15 protein-coding genes are annotated in these 21,667 nt (G+C 41.0%); 1 reads left to right on the top strand and 14 read right to left on the bottom strand.

What is annotated here, in order from left to right:
- Positions 1–47 precede the first annotated feature (47 nt).
- From phoB to AN391_RS08945, 10 genes are all read right to left on the bottom strand, one after another.
- Complete coding sequence (gene phoB, locus AN391_RS08990; RefSeq protein WP_004586083.1) at positions 48–737, bottom strand: phosphate regulon transcriptional regulator PhoB; 690 nt, start codon at positions 735–737, stop codon at positions 48–50.
- An 898-nt stretch (positions 738–1,635) separates the two neighbouring features.
- A complete protein-coding gene (gene fba / locus AN391_RS08985) occupies positions 1,636–2,700 on the bottom strand; it encodes a class II fructose-bisphosphate aldolase (RefSeq protein WP_055015101.1) in 1,065 nt (354 codons plus the stop codon).
- A gap of 208 nt (positions 2,701–2,908) precedes the next feature.
- Positions 2,909–4,084: a phosphoglycerate kinase gene (locus AN391_RS08980; RefSeq protein ID WP_055015100.1), complete on the bottom strand. Its 1,176-nt coding sequence runs from the start codon at positions 4,082–4,084 to the stop codon at positions 2,909–2,911.
- Positions 4,085–4,147: 63 nt separating this feature from the next.
- On the bottom strand, positions 4,148–5,158 hold the full coding sequence (epd, locus tag AN391_RS08975; protein ID WP_055015099.1) for an erythrose-4-phosphate dehydrogenase: 1,011 nt from the start codon (positions 5,156–5,158) through the stop codon (positions 4,148–4,150).
- A gap of 181 nt (positions 5,159–5,339) precedes the next feature.
- Positions 5,340–5,999 carry a peroxiredoxin-like family protein gene (locus tag AN391_RS08970; RefSeq protein WP_055015098.1) on the bottom strand — a complete coding sequence of 220 codons (660 nt, stop codon included), beginning with the start codon at positions 5,997–5,999 and terminating at the stop codon, positions 5,340–5,342.
- Positions 6,000–6,078: 79 nt separating this feature from the next.
- Positions 6,079–6,813, bottom strand: a complete 735-nt coding sequence (locus tag AN391_RS08965) for an SIMPL domain-containing protein (RefSeq protein WP_055015097.1) — start codon at positions 6,811–6,813, stop codon at positions 6,079–6,081.
- 152 nt (positions 6,814–6,965) lie between these two features.
- Complete coding sequence (locus AN391_RS08960; protein WP_055015096.1) at positions 6,966–7,589, bottom strand: 3'-5' exonuclease; 624 nt, start codon at positions 7,587–7,589, stop codon at positions 6,966–6,968.
- Between the two features lie 15 nt (positions 7,590–7,604).
- Complete coding sequence (locus AN391_RS08955; RefSeq protein WP_055015095.1) at positions 7,605–9,443, bottom strand: DUF294 nucleotidyltransferase-like domain-containing protein; 1,839 nt, start codon at positions 9,441–9,443, stop codon at positions 7,605–7,607.
- Between the two features lie 114 nt (positions 9,444–9,557).
- Positions 9,558–11,282, bottom strand: a complete 1,725-nt coding sequence (locus AN391_RS08950) for a sodium:solute symporter family protein (protein WP_055015094.1) — start codon at positions 11,280–11,282, stop codon at positions 9,558–9,560.
- 10 nt (positions 11,283–11,292) lie between these two features.
- The gene (locus AN391_RS08945) at positions 11,293–11,556 is read right to left on the bottom strand and encodes a DUF4212 domain-containing protein (protein ID WP_004586074.1); all 264 of its coding nucleotides are present in this window, start codon (positions 11,554–11,556) and stop codon (positions 11,293–11,295) included.
- A gap of 391 nt (positions 11,557–11,947) precedes the next feature.
- Between AN391_RS08945 and AN391_RS08940 the strand changes: the two genes are divergently transcribed.
- Entirely contained in the window at positions 11,948–15,388 is a 3,441-nt protein-coding gene (locus AN391_RS08940) for a PAS-domain containing protein (RefSeq protein WP_055015093.1), read from the top strand.
- A 70-nt stretch (positions 15,389–15,458) separates the two neighbouring features.
- Here the strand turns inward: AN391_RS08940 and AN391_RS08935 are convergent, their stop codons facing one another.
- The 4 genes from AN391_RS08935 to AN391_RS08920 form a co-directional block, all read right to left on the bottom strand.
- Positions 15,459–18,146, bottom strand: a complete 2,688-nt coding sequence (locus AN391_RS08935) for a DUF2339 domain-containing protein (RefSeq protein ID WP_055015092.1) — start codon at positions 18,144–18,146, stop codon at positions 15,459–15,461.
- Between the two features lie 131 nt (positions 18,147–18,277).
- Entirely contained in the window at positions 18,278–19,639 is a 1,362-nt protein-coding gene (locus tag AN391_RS08930) for a hypothetical protein (RefSeq protein ID WP_055015091.1), read from the bottom strand.
- Between the two features lie 153 nt (positions 19,640–19,792).
- Entirely contained in the window at positions 19,793–20,650 is an 858-nt protein-coding gene (locus tag AN391_RS08925) for a GGDEF domain-containing protein (RefSeq protein ID WP_055015157.1), read from the bottom strand.
- Positions 20,651–20,920: 270 nt separating this feature from the next.
- Positions 20,921–21,505 (bottom strand): YqaA family protein, encoded by a 585-nt coding sequence (locus AN391_RS08920; protein ID WP_055015090.1) that lies wholly within the window; start codon positions 21,503–21,505, stop codon positions 20,921–20,923.
- Between the last annotated feature and the right edge of the window lie 162 nt (positions 21,506–21,667).

Genomic DNA, 21,667 nt, shown 5'->3' with positions numbered 1-21,667 from the left:
ACCTTTGAGTAGTAATTTATGCGCACTCTCGCTCTAGCTGCGCTACCTTATAATTTACTAGAAAAACGATAACCAGCTCCGCGTACTGTTTGTACTAAGCGATCGTGCCCCAACGGTGCAATCGCCTTGCGTAAGCGGCGTATATGCACATCAACTGTGCGATCTTCTACGTACACATTTGTTCCCCACACATGATCTAGCAGCTGCTCGCGACTATAAACACGCTCTGGATGAGTCATAAAAAAGTGTAATAATCTAAATTCGGTCGGCCCCATATCAAGCTCGCTTCCCTCTGAGGTAACGCGATGCGATATTGGGTCTAAACGCAAGCCATGTACTTCAATGGCTTCTTCTAATGAGGTAGGTGATACGCGGCGAATAACCGCTTTAATACGTGCCATCAGCTCTTTAGGAGAAAAAGGTTTAGTGACATAGTCATCTGCACCCACTTCTAGTCCGCGTACTTTGTCTTCTTCTTCGCCGCGGGCTGTAAGCATAATAATTGGTATTTGGCGTGTATATTCACTTTGCTTAAATTGCTTTGCTATTTGAATACCGCTACCACCGGGTAACATCCAATCGAGTAAAACCATATCTGGGTAGGGTTCAACCATAGCTGCAATCGCAGAATCGTAATCTTCTGCTTCAATTGCTTGAAATCCATTTTGCTCTAAAACAAAAACTAACATCTCTCTGATAGGAGCTTCATCATCTACGACTAGTACTTTACGTGACATTCCAAATTATCTCTTACGCTATCGAATTAGTTTTCATTATTATGACTAAGTATGACATTTTTATGAAAGTGTAACGTGTAAATTAAAAACCTGGTAAAAAAAACACAAAATACTGACAGAAAAGTCGCATTAACATCATATTTTTAAAACTATTTTGTAAATTACGGTTAATCAAAACATATTTATAAAAAGTGACCGTTTTATTACTGGGTAGATAATAATGGCGGGATCATTACTTTACTAACACAGCAGCAAAACCACATACGAAACTGAGTTTACACGAGGGCCTGTTGACCTTTCAGGATTATAATTTGTTTAATCTAGGGGCTATTTAATCGTGGCGCGAGGTTTGTAACCTAGTGGGCTAAGTAAAAACCGAGTAACAAAGAGTAAATTTTCCCTAGGCAGAACCGTTCGGGCAGCGCCTGTTTGGCATTTATACGACGTTAGCGCCTATTTATGGGAAATAACCACACTACACAGGCTCTTCCTTGCCTAAATACCAAACAGACTGCTGCAAATTTAACCTCGAAAGATAAACAGGCCCTAGGACACATCATTGCGTGGTTAAAAATAGATCTGTTTTTTACTAAGTAGCCTAAAAAAGATCAGGTTTTTACTAAGCCGATCGGATTTGGGATCATGGTTATACTTAGTCAAATAACTAACTACCTGATCTATTGTATAAATAAAATACGATCTGATTAACTGAGCGCCAAAGTTAGCGTAAATCTATGCACTAGTTAGTAAATGAATGATCCAAAAACTGCGTGGTTAGTAAAACCGTGATCCCATTTTACTGTGTGGGTATAACAGTGATCCCGTGCTTTATGGTATAAAAAAACCAGCTAGATCACGCCAGCTGGTTTTTATTGCATTATGACTTAGTCAAAGATCGTTATCTAATTTTTGGGTCTAGCTCACCGCTTAAGTATTTAAGGTGCATGTCGTCCAGTGAAATTGGCTTAATTTTACTCGCTTGCCCAGCAGTACCAAATGAATTGTAACGTGCTACACAAATCTCCGTCATCGCCTTGGTTGCTTCAGCTAGGTACTTACGCGGATCGAAGTTAGAAGGATTAAGCGCTAAATGACGACGAATAGCACCGGTAGAGGCTAAACGTAAGTCAGTATCAATATTCACTTTACGTACACCGTATTTGATCCCTTCTACAATTTGCTCAACTGGCACACCGTAAGTTTCAGGAATTTCGCCACCGTATTGATTTATGATCTCTAACCACTCTTGTGGTACCGACGACGATCCGTGCATTACTAAGTGCGTGTTAGGGATACGTGCGTGAATTTCTTTAATACGATCAATTGCTAAAATGTCATCTGTTGGCGGGCGCGTAAATTTATAAGCGCCATGCGATGTACCACACGCAATAGCCAGCGCATCAACATGGGTTTTATTTACAAAGTCAGCAGCTTCTTCTGGATCGGTAAGCATTTGGTCAGTAGTTAGTTTACCTTCTGCGCCTACACCATCTTCTTCGCCCGCTTCTCCGGTTTCAAGTGAGCCAAGTACACCTAACTCGCCTTCAACCGATACACCACAGGCATGCGCCATAGCTACGGTTTCGCGTGTTACATCTACATTGTATTCATAGCTTGATGGGGTTTTTCCGTCTGTCATTAGTGAGCCATCCATCATAACTGATGAAAAGCCAAGTTGAATTGAGCGTTGGCAAACACCTGGCGAGGTGCCGTGATCTTGATGCATTACGACTGGAATATGCGGCCATTCTTCAACGGCTGCTAAAATCATGTGACGGATAAATGGAGCACCAGCGTAAGCACGTGCGCCTGCTGATCCTTGAACAATTACTGGGCTGTTTGTTTTGTCAGCCGCTTCCATTATTGCGCGCATTTGCTCTTGGTTATTCACGTTAAAGGCTGGAACGCCGTAACCGTGTTCAGCTGCATGATCTAAAAGTTGTCGCATACTGATTAAAGCCATTGGGTATTCTCCAATTTATCGACAGCAGTCTCCTGCCATCTAGTTTGAACGGATGTGTTAATTTGACGCAATCACTGCGTCACGAACCATCGCAACTAAAACTGCAAAGTTTCGTCTTAATTAACTATTAAATAAGGGTGAGAGGTATTTAATAATTAATCGTTGGTGAGGGTTTCCCCTCACCTACTGCGGCTAAATAATTAATTATTTATTTAGCGCGCGACTCTAGCATTTCTACTGCTGGAAGTTTTTTGCCTTCTAAAAACTCTAAGAACGCACCACCACCGGTAGAAATGTAAGATACTTTATCGGCAATGCCGTATTTATCAATTGCCGCTAAAGTGTCACCACCGCCTGCAATTGAAAACGCATTAGAATTAGCAATGGCTTGTGCAATAGCACGTGTGCCATTACCAAACTGATCAAACTCAAATACGCCAACTGGGCCATTCCAAACTACAGTGCCGGCGTTTGCTATAATTTTAGCTAGCTGGTTAGCTGTGTCTGGGCCAATATCAAAAATCATGTCTTCGCTGGTTACTTCGCTTACATCTTTAAGCGTAGCAACTGCAGAGTCTGAAAATTCATTACCTACTACAACATCAGTCGGTACCGGAATTTCGCCATCGTTTGCTTTAGCTGCTGCACACAAGCGGTTTGCTTCATCCATTAAATCAGCTTCATAAAGTGATTTACCAACCGGGTGACCCGCAGCTGCAATAAAGGTATTAGCAATGCCGCCACCAGTTACAAGCTGATCAACAATTGTAGAAAGCGATTCTAAAACGGTTAATTTAGTTGATACTTTAGAGCCACCAACAATAGCAACTAATGGGCGAGCTGGATTATCTAGTGCTTTGCCTAGTGCTTCAAGTTCTGCTGATAACAACGGACCAGCACAGGCTACATCGGCAAATAAGCCAACGCCATGCGTAGAGGCCTGCGCACGGTGAGCGGTACCAAATGCATCCATCACATACACATCACACAGTGAAGCAAGTTGTTTAGATAAGGCTTCGTCGTTTTTCTTCTCGCCTTTATTAAATCGTACGTTTTCAAATACAACCACTTCGTTATCGGCAACTTCAACACCGTTTAGGTAGTCTTTTTCAAGGCGTACATTTTGCTCAAGTGCATCGTTTAAGTAATCGGCTACAGGGGCAAGTGAAAATTCGTCATCGTACTCGCCTTCTGTTGGACGGCCAAGGTGCGACATAACCATTACTTTAGCGCCTTTTTCTAGGGCTAGCTTAATAGTAGGCAGTGCAGCACGAATACGCGCATCTGAGGTCACTTTACCTGCTTTAACTGGTACATTTAAATCTTCACGAATTAATACGCGCTTGCCGTTTAAATCTAAATCTGCCATTTTTATGACCGACATAACATCTCCTTAGTTAACGATACTTGAACCTGAAAAATAAATTTTTAAATTATTATAAAATGCTTACTTAGCCATCATCGCACGTGCTGTATCTAGCATGCGATTGGCAAAACCCCATTCATTATCACACCAGACAAGTAACTTTATCAGGCGTTTGTGACTAACACGTGTCTGCGTGCCATCAATAATACAAGAATGTGGGTCGTGATTAAAATCAACCGATACCAAAGGCTCTTCGGTGTAACTTAAAATACCTTCTAAGCGGTCTTTTGCTTGGGCTTTAAGAGCCGTATTTACCGCGTTTAAATCTACATCGGCATTTACTGTAACACTTAAATCCATTGCCGTTACGTTAATTGTCGGCACGCGAACCGCAATGGCTTCAAAGCGCCCTTCAAATTTGGGTAAAATGCGGTCTATTCCGCGTGCAAGCTTTGTATCTACCGGAATAATAGACTGACTTGCAGCGCGGGTACGGCGTAAATCATGATGGTACGCATCAATCACTTGCTGATCGTTCATCGACGCGTGAATAGTGGTAATAGCACCCGACTCAATGCCAAACGCATCATCTAGCACTTTAATAACAGGCACCACACAGTTTGTAGTACACGAGCCGTTAGATACAATAGTGTGCTCGCGCTTGAGCTCATCGTCGTTAATGCCATACACAATGGTGGCATCTACATCGTTATCAGCTGGGTGCGAAAATAACACCTTTTTAGCACCCGCAGTAATGTGTAATTGTGCATGCTCGCGCGAGTGATAAACACCGGTACATTCCAGCACAACATCTACATCTAGGGTTTGCCAAGGTAATTCTACTGGGTTTTCTTCACAAAATAGTGCAATGGTATCGCCTGCAACGCTAATGGTGTCTTCACCAAGTTTTACAGGAAAAGAAAAACGACCGTGGGATGTGTCGTATTTTAATAAATGAGCAATAGCTTCAGGGTCAGCAAGTTCGTTAATCGCAACAATTTTTATCTCGTCGCTCAAACCTGACTCGTACAACGCGCGGACAATATTTCGACCAATACGACCAAAACCATTTATTGCAAGTTTGATTGCCATGAAATATAAAATCCACTCTCTTTACGTGCAGACAAAGGCATCAATGCCTTTTAGATGGCTGTATTGTAATCGACCTTGAACATTTTTATAAGAGGGAGCGATTAGAAACTTTAAATTAACCCAAAAGTAGCTAATTAACTTGGCTACTTTTGGGTATAAAGCAAGCTTACTTTATTGCTTACTACAGTGCTTTTAACGCATTAATTATATCTTCTGGCTCTGAGCGTGTGCGGTAATCAACATCGACATAGCGCCACGTCACTTTACCTTCGCTATTTAAAACAAACGTGGCAGGGATCGGTAAAATGCTGCCATTGCCGTTATTAAGCGACTCCAAATCAAGACCGCGGTCTACACGCATATGCTCAAGTAAAAATTCAGGAACTTGCCACGCTACGCCATAGCTTGCTGCAACATCCGCATTTTGGTCACTCAGCACAACAAAATCCATATTACGTATGTCGTTTTCGCTCATTGCTCCATCAGGCGCTTGTGGGCTAATAGCCACCAGCTGTGCACCTAATGCGTGAATTTCAGGTAAGCGTGATTGAAGCGCCTTTAGCTGTAAATTACAATAAGGGCACCAACTACCACGATAAAAAGTGATAACCACAGGCCCTTTTGCAAGTAGCTCATCTAATAAAACTTGCTCACCGTGTTGGTTAGGCAGTTCAAAGCGTGGGGCTTTTTGGTCTAAATTAAGTGCATTTGCCCCCTCTTGAAACGCTTTTGCCTGCGCAATGGTTTCATCAACGCCTTTCATAAAGTCAGGATTACCCTTTCGCCCTGCTGCTACTTTAGCCTCTGTTTGTGCTTTTAGTGTGTTGCTTTCATCGCTCATAGTATGGCTACCTTCAAATTTATCAAAAACGTAAAGCTAGCTTACAGTACGAAAGTGTATTTGGAATAAAAATATTTGCTTAATCATCTACTTCTAAATCAAACACCACGTTTATAGATGATTTAAATGTAATAGCTTCTTGCAGGTATCTACCTTGCTCAAATGGATTCCTAGTAACTTTAGAGCCAGTCACAACTATTCGCTCAAAACTATCTGTGCCATAACCATAACTTGAACGGTTAGAATTTGAATTAATACTGTAAATTTTTCCAAGTTTTGCCCCAAACGCTTTAGCAAGCTCGCTTGCTTTAACTATAGCGTTTTCTATTGCGCCTTGTGTTGCTTCAGCTTCTAACTGCGCAGCTTTTGAAGACATAAGCTCAATATTCGTCACTTCATTAATTTTTACACTTAGTGCAAAATCGATAAAGTCATTTACTTTTTCAATATTTCTTAATGTTACTTTAAGTGTTCTTGTTGCTACATATCCTGTATCAATTGCTGCACCACTCTCAATATTAAACATATCGTCATCATTATGAGTTAACAGGCTTGAAGCGGAAACATCAGTTTCCTTAACACCATACTTGCTTAAACCTTTAAGTAACAAATTCACTCGGTTATCAACATCACGTTTAGCATCAAGTGATTTGTCTTTAAAGCTTATAACTTCACAAGATATTTGAGCCATATCAGGCACAGCCAATATCTCAGCAGTGCCCTGTACTGCTATGTGGCGATTGCCTGGTAAGCTTGAATTAGCAAAAGTGATGAGTGGTAAAAAGAGTAGAAAAATAGTGATGATGAGTTTCACGTCGTTCCTTAAAGTAATTAGTTAAATAATGATTACTATAAATTGCACAATGTACCTATATCATACAGATGATAAAAGTAAATACTCGGTCATAAAGCGCCGTGCTATATAATAAGGCATTAATCGTTGGGTTTCGCTGTCATCTGTCCAACCTACGTTAGCTCACCAATTTTTAGCTCTTTACCGAGGTTTATTTGGTGGCATTGCGCTAGCAATAATTCGGCGGTGGCTTGTGCATCTGTCTGTGCGTTATGACAATGATAGCGTGGTAACTCATAACGTGTGCGACACGCACTTAGGGTTAAATCATCTTGTTTTATTTCTGCTCCTTGACAAATAAGGCGTTTTTTTTCTATGTGTAGGGTGTCGAGTATTAGCTTTGGTTGTGCACTTATATTAGCGTTTTTAAGGGCTGCTTTTAAAAAGCCCCAATCGAGTATCGCGTTATGAAACACCAAAATATGGTCACTAAAATGACGGCTTAACTGCATTAATATACTTTCTAAGTTTTGCCCTTTAGCCACAGTGTCGTCAATAATGCCGTGAAAAATAGGGCTTTGATCTAGGCTTTTTACATCCTTGTTTATTAAATGCTGCGACTCGCTCATTTTTATACATTGGTTGTCTATTTTAACCCAAGCCACCGATACAATTTCATGCTGGTTTACATCAAGCCCAGTAAGCTCTAAATCAATCACTAAATAGCGTTGCGTTAACGCGTTTTGACTTAATAAATTTCGCCTTTTTATATACTTACTGAGCCATTTTTTTACCACAGCGCTTACCTCCTGTTACAAACTGCCACGGGCAAATTTAAATGCGGCGGCTTGCTGGGCTTGTTTTACTAAGTAAAAGGCTTCTTTTAATTGGTGGCGTTCAAGTGAGGTAAGTTTATCAGGGTTTATGCAGTTACTTGGTAAACCCTCTTCGTTTATTTGCGTGCTAAAGCGTAGCTGAGTTAAAAATCGCCAGCAATCTTTTAAGTTATATATGTCGTCTTTATTTAATAGTTTATGTTTAAGTAGAGCATCTAGGCGCTCTTGTGTGTTAGCCCGTTTTATACCGGCTTTTAACGCATATAAACGCACTATGTCGTTAATAATAACCACGCCACGTTTTTTTAAATCTATGTACTTATGGTTGTTGTCGCTTTTTTGCGTTTTAAGCTTATTAAATAAACCTATAGGCACTGAGCTGGCTCTTATATCGGTTGCCATAGCAGCATAAAATAACTCATCGCGCGATATTCTATTTAGCTGCTCGCAAAAACCACTATACAAAGCGTTTGAGCCTTCAATAAAGCGCAAATCAAAAAATATTTTACAGTTAAGCATGGCACTTGGGGTTGGGCTTTTTATCCATTTAAAAAAGCGCTCACACCACTGGCTTACACTCATTCTGCACTCATCACTGCTGGCCATTATATTACCTGGGCAACGTCTAATTCCGCACTCTACGAGCTGTTCACAAACAAACTCCCCCATGTGTTTAAAGTAAGCTTGATGCTCATCGCTTAAGTCATCGGGCAGTAGTAAGCCGTTGTCTTGATCTGAGTGTAGGGTTTGCTCCTCCCTTGCTTGTGAGCCAAAGCAAATAAAACAAAAACTGGTGGGGGCAGCACCGTTTTCTTCTTGAAATAAGTGAATAAGGCGCGAGGTTAACGCATCGGTTAAGCCGCTGAGTAATTTACCAATTAACGATATGTCTTCTATGTTGTATGAAAAGCTGCGCAGTAACTCAGGAATTTCGCCCGCATAACGTTTTAAGTCCGCAATGCTATGCGCTTTATAAATGCGGCCAATAAGCTGCACTGGGTCACTTTTTTGCTGGCGCAGTAAATCGGTACTAGTAAGCATGCCCAATGGTTTATGATTTTCGTCGAGCACGGGTAAATGATGAATATTATATTTAAGCATTAAATGCAACGCAGAAAACACGCGATTGTTTTCAAATATAAATTTAGGCTTAGCACTCATTATTGTGCTCACTGCATCTTGCGGGTCTACTTCGTCGGCCAGTACGCGGTTGCGTAAATCGCGGTCGGTAACAACACCCACTAATATTGCGTGTTCGGTGATCATAATTGACGATACACCGTGCTTTTTCATTTTTTTAGCGGTTTGCCTAATGCTTGCATCGGGCGCGAGGGTAATTGCAGTGCGGGTCATTAGCTCAGATATTCTTCGCTCAGACCAACTATCGTTTTTACTTTTATAATGCGATGAAAGCAAACGGTTAGCGTGTGCTCGCACAAAGTATTGCTCAAACGGTTTATATTGGCGGCGTAAAAAGTCAAAGTGCTCTTGGGAGAGCATATACACTATACCTTCTTTTTGTACCTGCAACCTGTTTTGAATCACTTCCCCTGTTAACAAAGAGGGGTAACCAAAATAATCACCTTGGGCTAAACGTTTTACTACATCGCCTTTTGCATCAACAAGGTCATATAAGCCTGAGCGAATTAAAAATAGCTTTGGACTTTGCGTTTGCAGCCATTGCGCTTGGTTTTCTCGGGTTAAATACACACTATCAATATGCCCTACAAAATACTCACACGCACTGTCGTGCAGCATGCTAAACGGCGCCTGCATACACACAAACTGGGCAACTTCCTGCTGCTCTACACTCATTGTTGTACTCATTAAAAAGTATACACGAAACCTAATGTACTCATTATTTAAACAAATAAAAAGCCCGACTAAAGTCGGGCTTTTGGTGCTTTATTTTTAAGTAGGCTTAACACATTAATGTGCGTGTGCTTCACCTGACCCTTTTGGATTACGAATACCCTCCACCATTTGCTGTATTTCAAGCGGAGTCGATTTTGTTAATTTAAGCACTATTGCGGCAACCACAAAGTTGATGACCATCCCCACTAAACCGATTCCTTCGGGTGAAATACCTAAGAACCAATTTTCTGGGCTATTGAGCTCAGGACTTACAAATTTAAAGAAGATAATATACGCAGCGGTAAAGCCTATACCGGTTATCATGCCGGCAATGGCGCCTTCTTTGTTCATTGTTTTAGAGAATATCCCCATAATAATTGCAGGGAAGAAACTCGCTGCCGCTAAACCAAAGGCAAATGCCACTACCGATGCCACAAACCCAGGCGGGTTAATTCCAAAGTAAGCTGATATTACAATAGCAATCATCGCGGCTAGTCGAGCAGCCAATAGCTCTTGTTTATCACTTATGTTGGGTTTAAAAGTCCGCTTAAGTAAGTCGTGCGACACCGAGGTCGAAATAACCAGTAATAAACCTGCTGTGGTTGAAAGCGCAGCAGCAATACCACCGGCCGCAACGAGTGCAATTACCCATGCTGGTAAATCAGCAATTTCAGGGTTAGCCAGTACCATAATATCGCGGTCTACTTTTACTTCGTTTGCGCTAGTCGGATCTTCTACTTTACCGGCGGTGTAAAACATTTTTCCATCGCCGTTTTTATCATTAAAGGTAATTAAGCCTGTGCGTTCCCAGTTTTTGATCCACGCAGGCGCTTGAGCGTACTCTGTACCGCTACCATCTTTACCGTTAATGGTGTCAATCATATTTACGCGTGCAAACGAAGCAACTGCAGGTGCCGTAGTATAAACAATGGCAATAAATACCAGTGTCCAAGCTGCAGAAATACGGGTATCTTTAACGCGAGGTACAGTGAAAAAACGTACAATTACATGCGGTAAACCGGCAGTACCAACCATTAAAGCACCAGTAATAGCGAATACGTCAATCATGCTTTTAGAGCCTTCGGTGTATTGTGCAAAGCCCAGCTCTGCGCTTAAACCGTCTAGCTTATCAAGTACATACATGCCTGAGCCATCACTTAATGTGGCACCAAAACCGGTTTGTGGGAAGATGTGGCCTGTCATCATCATTGAAATAAAGATAGCGGGTACAAGGTAGGCAAATACAAGCACACAGTACTGCGCCACTTGCGTGTAGGTAATGCCTTTCATGCCGCCAAGTACCGCATAAAAGAATACAATCACCATTCCAATATAAACACCAGTTTCAATTTCTACTTCTAAAAAGCGCGAAAATACCACGCCTACACCACGCATTTGCCCAGCAATGTAAGTAAAACAAATAAAGATCGCACACAAAATAGCAACAACACGTGCTGTTTGTGAGTAGTAACGGTCGCCTATAAAGTCAGGTACAGTGAATTTGCCAAATTTACGTAAGTAAGGCGCTAAACACATAGCGAGTAATACATAGCCGCCAGTCCACCCCATTAAGTAAACACCGCCATCGTAACCTGCAAACGAAATAATACCCGCCATTGAAATAAACGACGCTGCGCTCATCCAATCGGCTGCGGTTGCCATACCATTAGCCAGCGGAGGTACGCCGCCCCCTGCCACGTAAAACTCATTTGTAGAGCCTGCACGCGCCCAAATTGCAATGCCGATATAAAGCGCAAAACTTAAACCAACAATTATAAATGTGAGTGTTTGAACATCCATTACCTAGCTCCTATTCGTCTACGCCGTATTTTTTATCTAACGTGTTCATTTTGAAAACGTAAACAAAAATCAAAGCTACAAAGGTGTAAATAGCGCCCTGTTGTGAAAACCAGAAGCCAAGTTTAAACCCAAAAAAACGTACTTCATTGAGTACATCTACCAGTAATATGCCAAAGCCAAATGAGACCACAAACCACACTGCTAGTAACTTAAACAGTAGTGAAATGTTTTCTGCCCAATAAGCTTTTGCCTGTTCTTCATCTTTAAAAGCCATTTTTATTTTCCCCTTTAAGCATTGCATAATTGCAATGAGTGGTTTTTTTATAGTCGGTTATTAATTTAGCAACGCGGCGTAAAGAGTGAAGTGAGACCATAGTCGTAACAGCTTATTAACGTTTACGTAAACTGCAGGTCAAACTGTATTTAAAAACCAAATAATAACTATTTTTCAATAACTTAATTTAAAAAAAGGATGTTAATCACAAAACTTAAGTGCATTTTTGTAAAAATGCGACATTAGTCTAATAAATCAACAAAACTATAAATAGCCATTTAAAATCAATTAGATAAAATCAGCATTGAAATTTTGAATAAAATTGTGCACGCACACTTAAAGTTATCTCTGGTATTGTGTATGGGTATAAATAATAAGGTTTAATAACAACATGACTGCTGTACTAATTTTTGTAGCACTGGGCTATATTGGCGTGCTGTTTTGGCTTGCTAATTGGGGCGATAAAACAACACCACTGGCTAAACGGATTAGCCATCATCCTTTTGTGTATTCGTTATCGTTAGGGATTTATTGTACCTCGTGGACGTACTATGGGTCGGTTGGTACAGCTGCCACCAGCAGTTGGAGCTATTTGCCTATTTTACTGGGGCCCTCATTGTTGTTCGTTTTTGGCCAAGGTTTTTTACGCAAACTGGTATTAGTAAGCAAAAAACAAAACATTACCACTATTGCCGACTTTATTTCTGCGCGTTACGGTAAGCGCCAAACCAGTGCAATACTGGTCACTGTTATTGCTCTACTTGCTACCATTCCCTATATTGCACTGCAGTTAAAAGCACTCAGTACCAGCTTTTTGCTTTTGCAAAACAGCAATCAAATCTCTGGCGAAATGCTTACTCTCACCGCCACGTTAATTATGGCGCTGTTTGCAATATTTTTTGGTACCCGTAAGGTAGATGTTACCGAATACCGCTCTGGGCTTATGCTAGCAGTTGCCTTTGAGTCCATGATCAAACTCATCGCGCTTGTTGCTGTTGCTGGATTAGCTCTGTACACCTTATTTAATTTACCTAGCCTTACGGGCGATAAAGTCACAGAGTCGATGTGGCATCATTGGGGCGACTTTAACTTTTTTAGTTTTAACTTTATTGGCCAGTCACTTATGGCTGCCGCGGCCATAATATGTTTACCACGGCAATTTCATGTCACCGTGGTAGATAACCAAGACAAACGCCATTTATTTACCGCTCGCTGGGCTTTTCCGCTGTATTTATTACTCACCGCCGCAATGATAATTCCTATTGCTACTGCCGCAATTCACCCCAGCATTGGTAGTAGCTTTTCACCCGACAGCTTTGTATTAGCGCTTCCACTTATTCACGACCAAGCTTTTTTAAGCACCTTTGTGTTTATTGGCGGGCTAAGCGCAGCCACCGCTATGATAGTCGTAGCTACACTTACCCTTAGCACCATGATCTCTAACGATGTAGTGCTGCCGCTTATGCTACGCCGTAAATTTAAGCGCAACTTAATTACCAGCAGTTATAAATCGCAAATTTTATTAGTCAGGCGCTTTACCATAGCCGGCATTTTAATATTGGCTTATTTTTATCAGCAATGGTTTGGCCACGGCAGCGCGCTTGCAAGTATGGGGCTGGTGGCGTTTTCGTTAGTAACGCAGCTGCTCCCAGCTATTGTAGGCGGTCTTTATTGGCGTAAAGGGCATGCTTATGGTGTATATGCGGGTTTGCTTGCAGGGTTTATTTGTTGGGTACTGTTTTTGATGATACCAATTTTAGACGCCGGCAGTGCCCTTAATAGCGAGCTTCAGCAAACACTTATTACACGCGGCACCCTCATTGCCTTATTTGCTAACATTGGTTGTTATATTAGCTTTTCGTTAGGGGCAGAGGAGCGCTTGATAGACAAAATTCAAGCAGCTGCGTTTGTTAACCCTAAAGATCAGGCTATTTTATCGCGCCGTTTAAACAAAAATGTTAAAGCCACGGTTTACGACTTTAAAATACTGCTGCAAACCTTTTTAGGTATTCAACGCAGCCAACAAGTACTGGCGCACTTTTCACTTTCGCACCAGCTAAGTGACAATAATGCCCACCCCGAACCCGAATTTATAGCCTACTGCGAACGTGCGTTAACTGGGGTGTTAGGGGCATCTTCAGCGCAGGCGCTAATACGTACGGTTTCATCGGGTAAGCGTATGGCCTTTGAAGAGGTGGTTAACTTTTTTGACGAAACCACACAAGCACTGCAGTTTAACCAAAACCTGTTGTATACCTCGCTCGAAAATTTAAGCCATGGTATTTCGGTGGTAGATAAAGACTTAAAACTGGTGGCATGGAATAAACGCTACAGCCAAATGTTTTGCTACCCAGATGGCTTTTTAGAAGTGGGGCAACCCATTGAAGATATAATTAGATACAACGCAGTACGCGGTGAATGTGGCCCTGGCGAAATAGAGCGCCAAGTAGAAAAACGCGTTCAGCATTTAAAAAATGGCAGCTCGCATCACTTTATTCGCCACCGCCGTAACGGCCAAGTGTACGAAATGATAGGTAACCCCCTACCCGATGGCGGTTTTGTAACAAGCTTTTCTGATATTACAAACCATATAAGTACGCAAAATGCGCTTGAAGAAATTAATATGGATCTTGAAAACCGCATTGAAGCGCGAACTCAAGAAGTACAAACCATCAATAAAGACTTACAAGCCCAAATAGATAGCCGAGTAAAAACAGAGCAAGCACTTACTTTAGCTAAGCGCGAAGCAGAGCAGGCTAACGATAGTAAAACGCGATTTTTAGCATTAGCAAGCCATGATATTTTACAGCCCCTTAACGCGGCGCGTTTGTACCTTGCAGCCATTGATGAAACACAACTTGATACCACTAATCAAAATAGTTTTAATAAGCTTGGCCACAGTTTAGACTCGACCGTGCATTTAATGTCGGCTTTACTAGAAATAGCTAAATTAGAGCAAGGCGCAATGACCCCTACCCCACGCCACTTTTGTATAAACGATATACTTATGCCACTGCAAAGCGAGTACGCTATTTTATCAAGCGATAAAGGCTTAAAGCTTACGGTGCGTTCAAATGCACAAATTGTGCATAGCGACATTACCTACTTGCGCCGAATTATACAAAATTTGGTGTCTAATGCGGTTAAATACACCGAAACAGGGCGAGTTTTAATAGCGTGCAGAAACCGTAAACATAATTTACGTATAGAAGTATGGGACACGGGCCCTGGCATTAGCGAAGTAGAACAAGCTAAAATATTTAACGACTTTTACCGTATAGAAGCAGGTGATAACAAAGGCGTAGGTTTAGGGCTAGGCGTTGTAAAACGTATGGCCGATTTACTGAGCTTAGAGCTAGATGTGCACTCTGAGCCTGGTAAAGGCAGCCGCTTTAGTATTGAAGTACCTTACGGTGATACGCAGTTTGTACAACAAAAAGTTAAGGCCAACAGCTTGGTAGAGAACCGCGCTGCAATTAATATTATGGCCGTTGACGATGACCCCGAAAACCTAGCTGCAATGGCCAGTTTACTTAAAAAGTGGCAAGCCAATTACACCTTGTTTGATGATGTTGATAACGTACTATCGCATGCTAAACAACACGCAGCGCCCGATGTAATTTTAATGGATTATCAATTAGGTAATGAGTACGATGGTATTTCGCTTATAAAAACACTGCGAGGTATATGGCAAAGCGAAGTGCCGGCCATACTTATAACAGCCGTACGCGATACGGAACTTAAACAAGAAACGAAAGCCGCTAATATTCATTATTTAAGTAAGCCTATTAAGCCAGGTAAGCTAAAAGCACTGCTTAATCACAGTACTTAGGCTGAGCTCAAAAGTGTAAAACAAAAGCCCAACAAATTGCTGGGCTTTTGTTTATAGCTTATAGCTACAATTATGCTTGTTTTACGCGGCTTCTAAGCTTTTGAAACAACCAGCTTAGCCCCACTAGTGATAAACCCAAGCCAATAAACGACAGCGCTTTTAAAAGCCCCGTTAAATTAGCCATATCCACCAAGAACACTTTTAAAATAACGGCAGCTAATACTCCTAAACCTATTTTTTGGATTAATAGCTGATTTTTTAAATGCCCTAGCACCACAGTAATAGCCCCTAATACGAGCCAAATAACCGAGTAGCTATAAAGTTCTGCGTTGCTTGCTCCTGTTGATATGTAAATATAAGGGCCTTGCCAGTATTGGCGTATAAAGCCATTAATTGCTAACACACTCAATACACCCGCTACTGTGAGTATAAATGGCGCAGCTTTTGTATACAGCGGCTTAATTAACGTATAAAGCCAAAGCACGAGACCCGCGGGCACTAACCAAAGCAAAAATAGCCAATTAAATACAAAATATTCGCCAATATAAATAGAGCTTAAAAATGGGTTGGCGTTTAGTAAGGTGCTCAGTGCCGTAATACCCGCAGCGCCAGCTAATGCCATACCTGCCACTTGGTATAATTTAGCTAAGCTACCAGCAATACGAGCACGGTGTAAATATACACAACCCAGTGCAAGCCAATTACAGGTGAGTAAAGCTTGTTCGTAAAAGCTTAAAGAGCCAAACTGCGGGTAATGCCCCACCAGTTGATAGCTGGTTTCGGTGGTAATAAATAACGCTAAGCAATGCAGCGCTGCGCCTTCTAGCCAAACTTTTAACTGGGATGCGCTAAAGCATTTGGCTGCCACGTAAAATAACACTACGCACAAAGGATAAACGACTAAACTCCAGTGCATACCCAATACACTAAGCGCCTCGTAACTTGGGGTCCACGGTGACAGTGTAAGGCGAAGTAATAATGCAGCCACCAGCGCTTTAATTGGCCAATGTGGCATAGGCACGCGATAGCGGTTTATTAACACGCTAATAAGTAAAACCTGAATCGCCAATGCAATGGTTAACCCGCTGTCATTTAATAACATAGTGATAGCAAGCGTGATGTTGGCATTTGCTCCCACCCAATATGAAAAGCGCTGAAAAAGCGTTACGCCACTCATTGCGCACTTAATTAAAATGGCGCTACTTATAAGTAGTATCACTGCCCACAACGGATAGGCTGCGGCCAAGGCATGGTTTGGGATGATAGCGTATAAGGTGGCAATCATTATAAATACGCTAAACGAGGCAGTAATATGAAAAGCCAAACGTTTAGGCGCCCACTTTATACCAAAATAAAGTCCATATGCGCTCAGTGCTAAACCTAAAAATAAAGCGCTCCCATATGGGTGTTTAAAAATAAATAAAGAGTCTGAAAAATCAATATAATATGACGGCGTGCTTAGTAGTATTAGTGCAGCAATAATTAACGCTGCCCCCAGCCATAAATCCCAGCGGCTATTTTTAATTACTAAAAACAATAAGATTAATATGCCCAATGCATTTATTATTTGCCATTGAAGGTAGTTATCACTATCAAAAAGCATAGCTATTAGCAAAGGGACAATACAGGCAAGCATTAAAGGGTGACTAGGGAGTGCGTTGATCAGGCGTTTTAAACTATGCGGGCGCGTTTCAACCACCGCTAGCTTTAACCCTAAGCGCGGTACGGCAATTAAACCAATAACACTTAATAGCCCATACGTGCCCATAAGCCAAATGGTACTGCTGTTAGCTATGGTAAAGCCAACAATATACCAGCCTAAATGCCCCGCCCACAGCAGATACCACAACCATGCTCGCTGTACTTTATGTGCCACCAACGCCGCTGATAAGCTAATAAAACCAATATACATATACAGCGCAAATAAATTATTGCTGCCAGTATTGACCAGTACAGGGACACAATAAGCACCAATAATGCCTAGTACGGCTAATACCGGGCCAAGCATTATTGCCATAGCGCTCGCACTTATGGCAATAACCCCTAGTACAACAAAGGCTGATAAGGGGCTGATGAGACTATAGCTACTATACGCTAATAAGGTCAGTGCAAAGCACGTAATAAATCCTCCAGTGGCAAGTGCTGCAGGTATATAGTTATTAAACCCTTCGAATACACTATTTTTGTAATGCATATAAGCCGCGGCTGCAATTAAGCCACCACCAAATAGACCGCCCAAGGTTAAACGCATCGTAGGAGAGAGCAACCCAGCTTCTAAACTGTACTTTGCTAAAAATATACCGCCTAACGCCAGTGCAATTGCGCCTATCCAGGTCATCCAGTTTTGTTCAAAGCCGCTACGCAATTTTTCAAAAAGAGAAGTAAAAAATGAGGGAGTGTGATTTTTACCACCTAGCTTATGTTTACGTTTAGAAACATTAGCGGGAGGCTTTATTGATGTAGCTGGTGTTTTTACCTGCTCACGAGGCTGATTTGACTGCTTAGGTTGATTAGGACTAACTTGATTAAAAGTCGGCTCATTGCTATTTGCTGGGGCTGTGGAGTAATCGACGCTTTTATCTTCGCCTTCATTGTGGCTTAGCTTGTTATTAGCTAGTTCTAAACTGAGTACTTTTGCTTTTAATTGAGCAATTTCTTGCTTTAAGTTACTTAGTTGTGCAATTGCTATAATACCGCAAACTGCACCGGCCATTATTGCAAATGCAAATAAACCTACTATTCCTAAAAACTCATCCATGGCACGCTCTTTTTATTTATTTTGTAATGAGTGTACCTAAAACTCTTTAAGTTTACGTAAGTTTTTGTTCAAAAAAAGCCCTAAACAATAATGCTTAGGGCTTTTACTTTCTAGAACGTGTTACATGTTACTTAGTCTACACTGTCTGTAATTGTGCGCGTTACACTCATTTTAAAGCCAGAGCTTGTTGTCTCATCGTGCTCTAAAATTAAGATGTAGTTACCTTCTTCGGTAAAATCTATATCACTTTGTTGAATTAACACTATTTGTTGGCCGTTATCTTCATATACGGCATACACAGTGTAAGCTTCATCATCTACGTCAATTTCTTCTTGGTCGTATCTATCTAAGCCATCAATTACATTGGTGGCATCATCAACGGTTTCGCCATTTAAGGTAAAGTACACGTCAACTTCACTTACGGTTTGCCCAGCGTAGCTTTCAATTAGGTTAATAACCGAAATTGTATGGCTGTAGCTACTCGGTGTTAGGTTTTCCTCAACGCTCATCATACGTAAACCATTATCGATGTCGTTGTAAAAAACGCCTACCGCACTTTGCTCGCGCTCTAAGGTCATTAAAAAGTTATCGGCAAGCTTGGTGCCTTCCTGATCATACATTGCAACGCTGTAACTATTCGGCGAAAGCTCAACGTAATCGGTGTAGGTATCGCTTGCTACTGTATTTGTATTGTTAACTGTGGTGCCACGGGTTGTGCTAAAGCTAACTGGCGAGTAATCGTCAACGGTATTTATAAAGCGCAGCTGTCCAAGCGCTGATTGATGTTTTAGTGCTGTAACGTAGTTATTGTCAGTCACAATATCAAGCGTGATACCGTTTTCTTCTGTTGCATAGCTTGGGCGGATCATGGCTACGTAGCTTTCTTCATCATAAAAATAAACCGACTCTGACTCGTACACTACATCTGTACTACCTGCCTCAGTGATATAAATTGTGTAGTAGCCCTCATCAAGGGTTTGTAAATCTAGCTCACTTAAGTACTGTGTTGATGTAAATAGCTCAGCACTTTCAAATACACCATCATCGGTTGCTAGGTAAACATCGTAGCTGGTCTCTTCGCTGGTAATATTATAAAAACCTAAGTTAAACTCATCTGTATCGCTTGAAATGGGTACACTTAGCTCTGTGAACGTCGGCTCATCAAAGTTTCCACTCATAACAATAAGTTCGGTTTTATCACCTTTGATTGATACTTCTTGTTCGCTAATTGTAATATAGCTATCGTTTGCATCTAAGTATTCAAAACTTAAATCGTAAGTACCGGTGCTGTAATTATGACGCGTGGTTACATCTGCAAAGTCGGTGCCCGAGCGCTCTGTTTCATCTACAAATAAACGCGTATATGGGCTGTTATATGAGCCGTTATATAATTGTACGTAGCCTGTATCACTTGAGCCGTCGCTGCCGCCACAACCAACTAAAATAGACATTAAACTTAGAGGTAAAGCAGCTTTCAACAGAGAGTTGGTCATTAAAGTTTCCTTATTATTAAAATCACTATTATGACGTCTTTGCTGCATTTTAATTTCATAGTTTACAAAGTATTACCCTCGCTGACAGTTCTTTACGAAAACGTTTAAAAGTGTAATAAATGTGCAAATAATAAGGATATTTGCGTAGAAAGCTTAAGGGGCTATTTTATATTGATCTCGGCCATTATTTTTAGCAACGTATAAAGCCATGTCTGCCCGCTTCATTACCTTGTCGAGGGGCTCGTTAGCGCTTTGCAGCGCCATACCAATACTTACGGTAAGCTGTTTGACCTGTTTAACTTTAATATTGTGTGCAATGTCTATTAGTTGCCCACAAAATTCAGACGCTTGGCTTATATTACCGGTAGGCAAATAGCCGCCAAACTCCTCACCGCCTAAACGAGCAAATACTGCATTATTAACAAATGCACTATTATACTTAGTAGCTAACTGCTGTAGCACTAAGTCACCCTCATCATGACCAAACTCATCATTAATAGCCTTAAAATGATCAATATCGATAATTAAAATAACGTAAGGCGTACTAGGGGCGGTTTTAACATGCCGATAAAAATAGCGTCTATTATGTACTTGTGTAAGATCGTCCGTTATCAACTCGTGCGCTAAACGGTTATGAATACTTTGTACAAAACGCATGGTCTTAAATAACCCATAGGCGGTAAAAAGCATTCCCATGGTTCTGCATAAGTCTTCAAAATAAACACTCATCCAATAAGGCTGCACAACTAATTCATCTATTACATCAGCCGTTGTACCCATACTCCATAGCAATAAACCTAAAGTAGAAAACACGTACGCTTGTTTTGAAAGCTCAGAGCATTGCACTATCCAAAATAAAAATACGAGCACGATGAGATTGCAAAAATCGGTAGTAAAACCATACACATTGTTTTGCACGTTTAAAGGGGGGAAAGTATTTAAAGCATAAAGCGAGAAGGTAATGATATAAAGCAATAATGCTATACTTACCGCCTTATTTACCCAACTCATTTTATAAAAGTTTGACAATCTAACAGTAAGTTTTACAGTTTCAATCATATGCTGTAGTTATTTGGTACGTTATTAACAAACTATAGCATATAAGAAAAAACCGTTATGAAAGTGTACCTTAAAGTATTTGTTGCTTTGGTCCTTTAGCATAAAAATGACCTGAGACTAAAGCTAAGCAATGCAAAAAAATACACAGCTCAACTATAGAACTGCAGCTTTGGTATCAAGCTGCAGTTATGGCGTAGTGTAGTTAACTTTAGAGTTTAAAAGCTATATTAGGGTGCTTATACCCCACAATGCCAATACTAAAATAGTAATAGCAACCATCGCTTTAGTTTTATGTTTACTGATTATTTGCTCAGCTTTATTACCTGCGTAATACACCACTATTGCTAATCCAAAATAGCGAATTGAACGAGCAATACCAGAAGCTAATAAAAACAAAGCTATAGAGTACTTTGTAGCGCCTGCAGCGAGCATCGCAATTTGAAACGGAATAGGCACAATTCCCAACGTCATTACAAACCAAAACCCTTGATTTTGCATTTGCTGCTTCACATTTTCAAACTGCTCTTGGCTCGAAAACATTTCAATAACCCAGTCACCTATCGCGTCAAATAAATAATAACCCAGTGCATAACCAAATAAAGCACCAATAATACAGCCTAATGTCGCCATAAGGGCGATTAACCACAGCTTCTCACGACGCGCTTGCATAAGCGGAACAAGCACAGCCTCAAGCGGGATAGGCACTATCGTGGACTCTAAAAACGACGCCACCGTAATGCCTGTAAGCATGTGCTTTGAGTCAATAAAGTGTCGTGTTTTTTCTTTTAGCTTTTTTTGAATAGCCATGTAAATCCTTTTTTGCTTGTGATGATAAGCCGTTGCTCAATGAGTTAATTCTTACATATTTATGTTAATACACGCTGAAAACAGTTAATGATTTAATAGCCACTTAGCCGTTAACAAATTAGCAATATTTATAAGGATATTTTATTATGTGGCAATGCAGTT

The sequence above is a fragment of the Pseudoalteromonas sp. P1-13-1a genome, from assembly GCF_001401875.1.
Lineage (GTDB): Bacteria > Pseudomonadota > Gammaproteobacteria > Enterobacterales > Alteromonadaceae > Pseudoalteromonas.
Note: the sequence above shows the minus strand (reverse complement) of the source record. Positions and strands in the feature narration are given on the sequence as shown.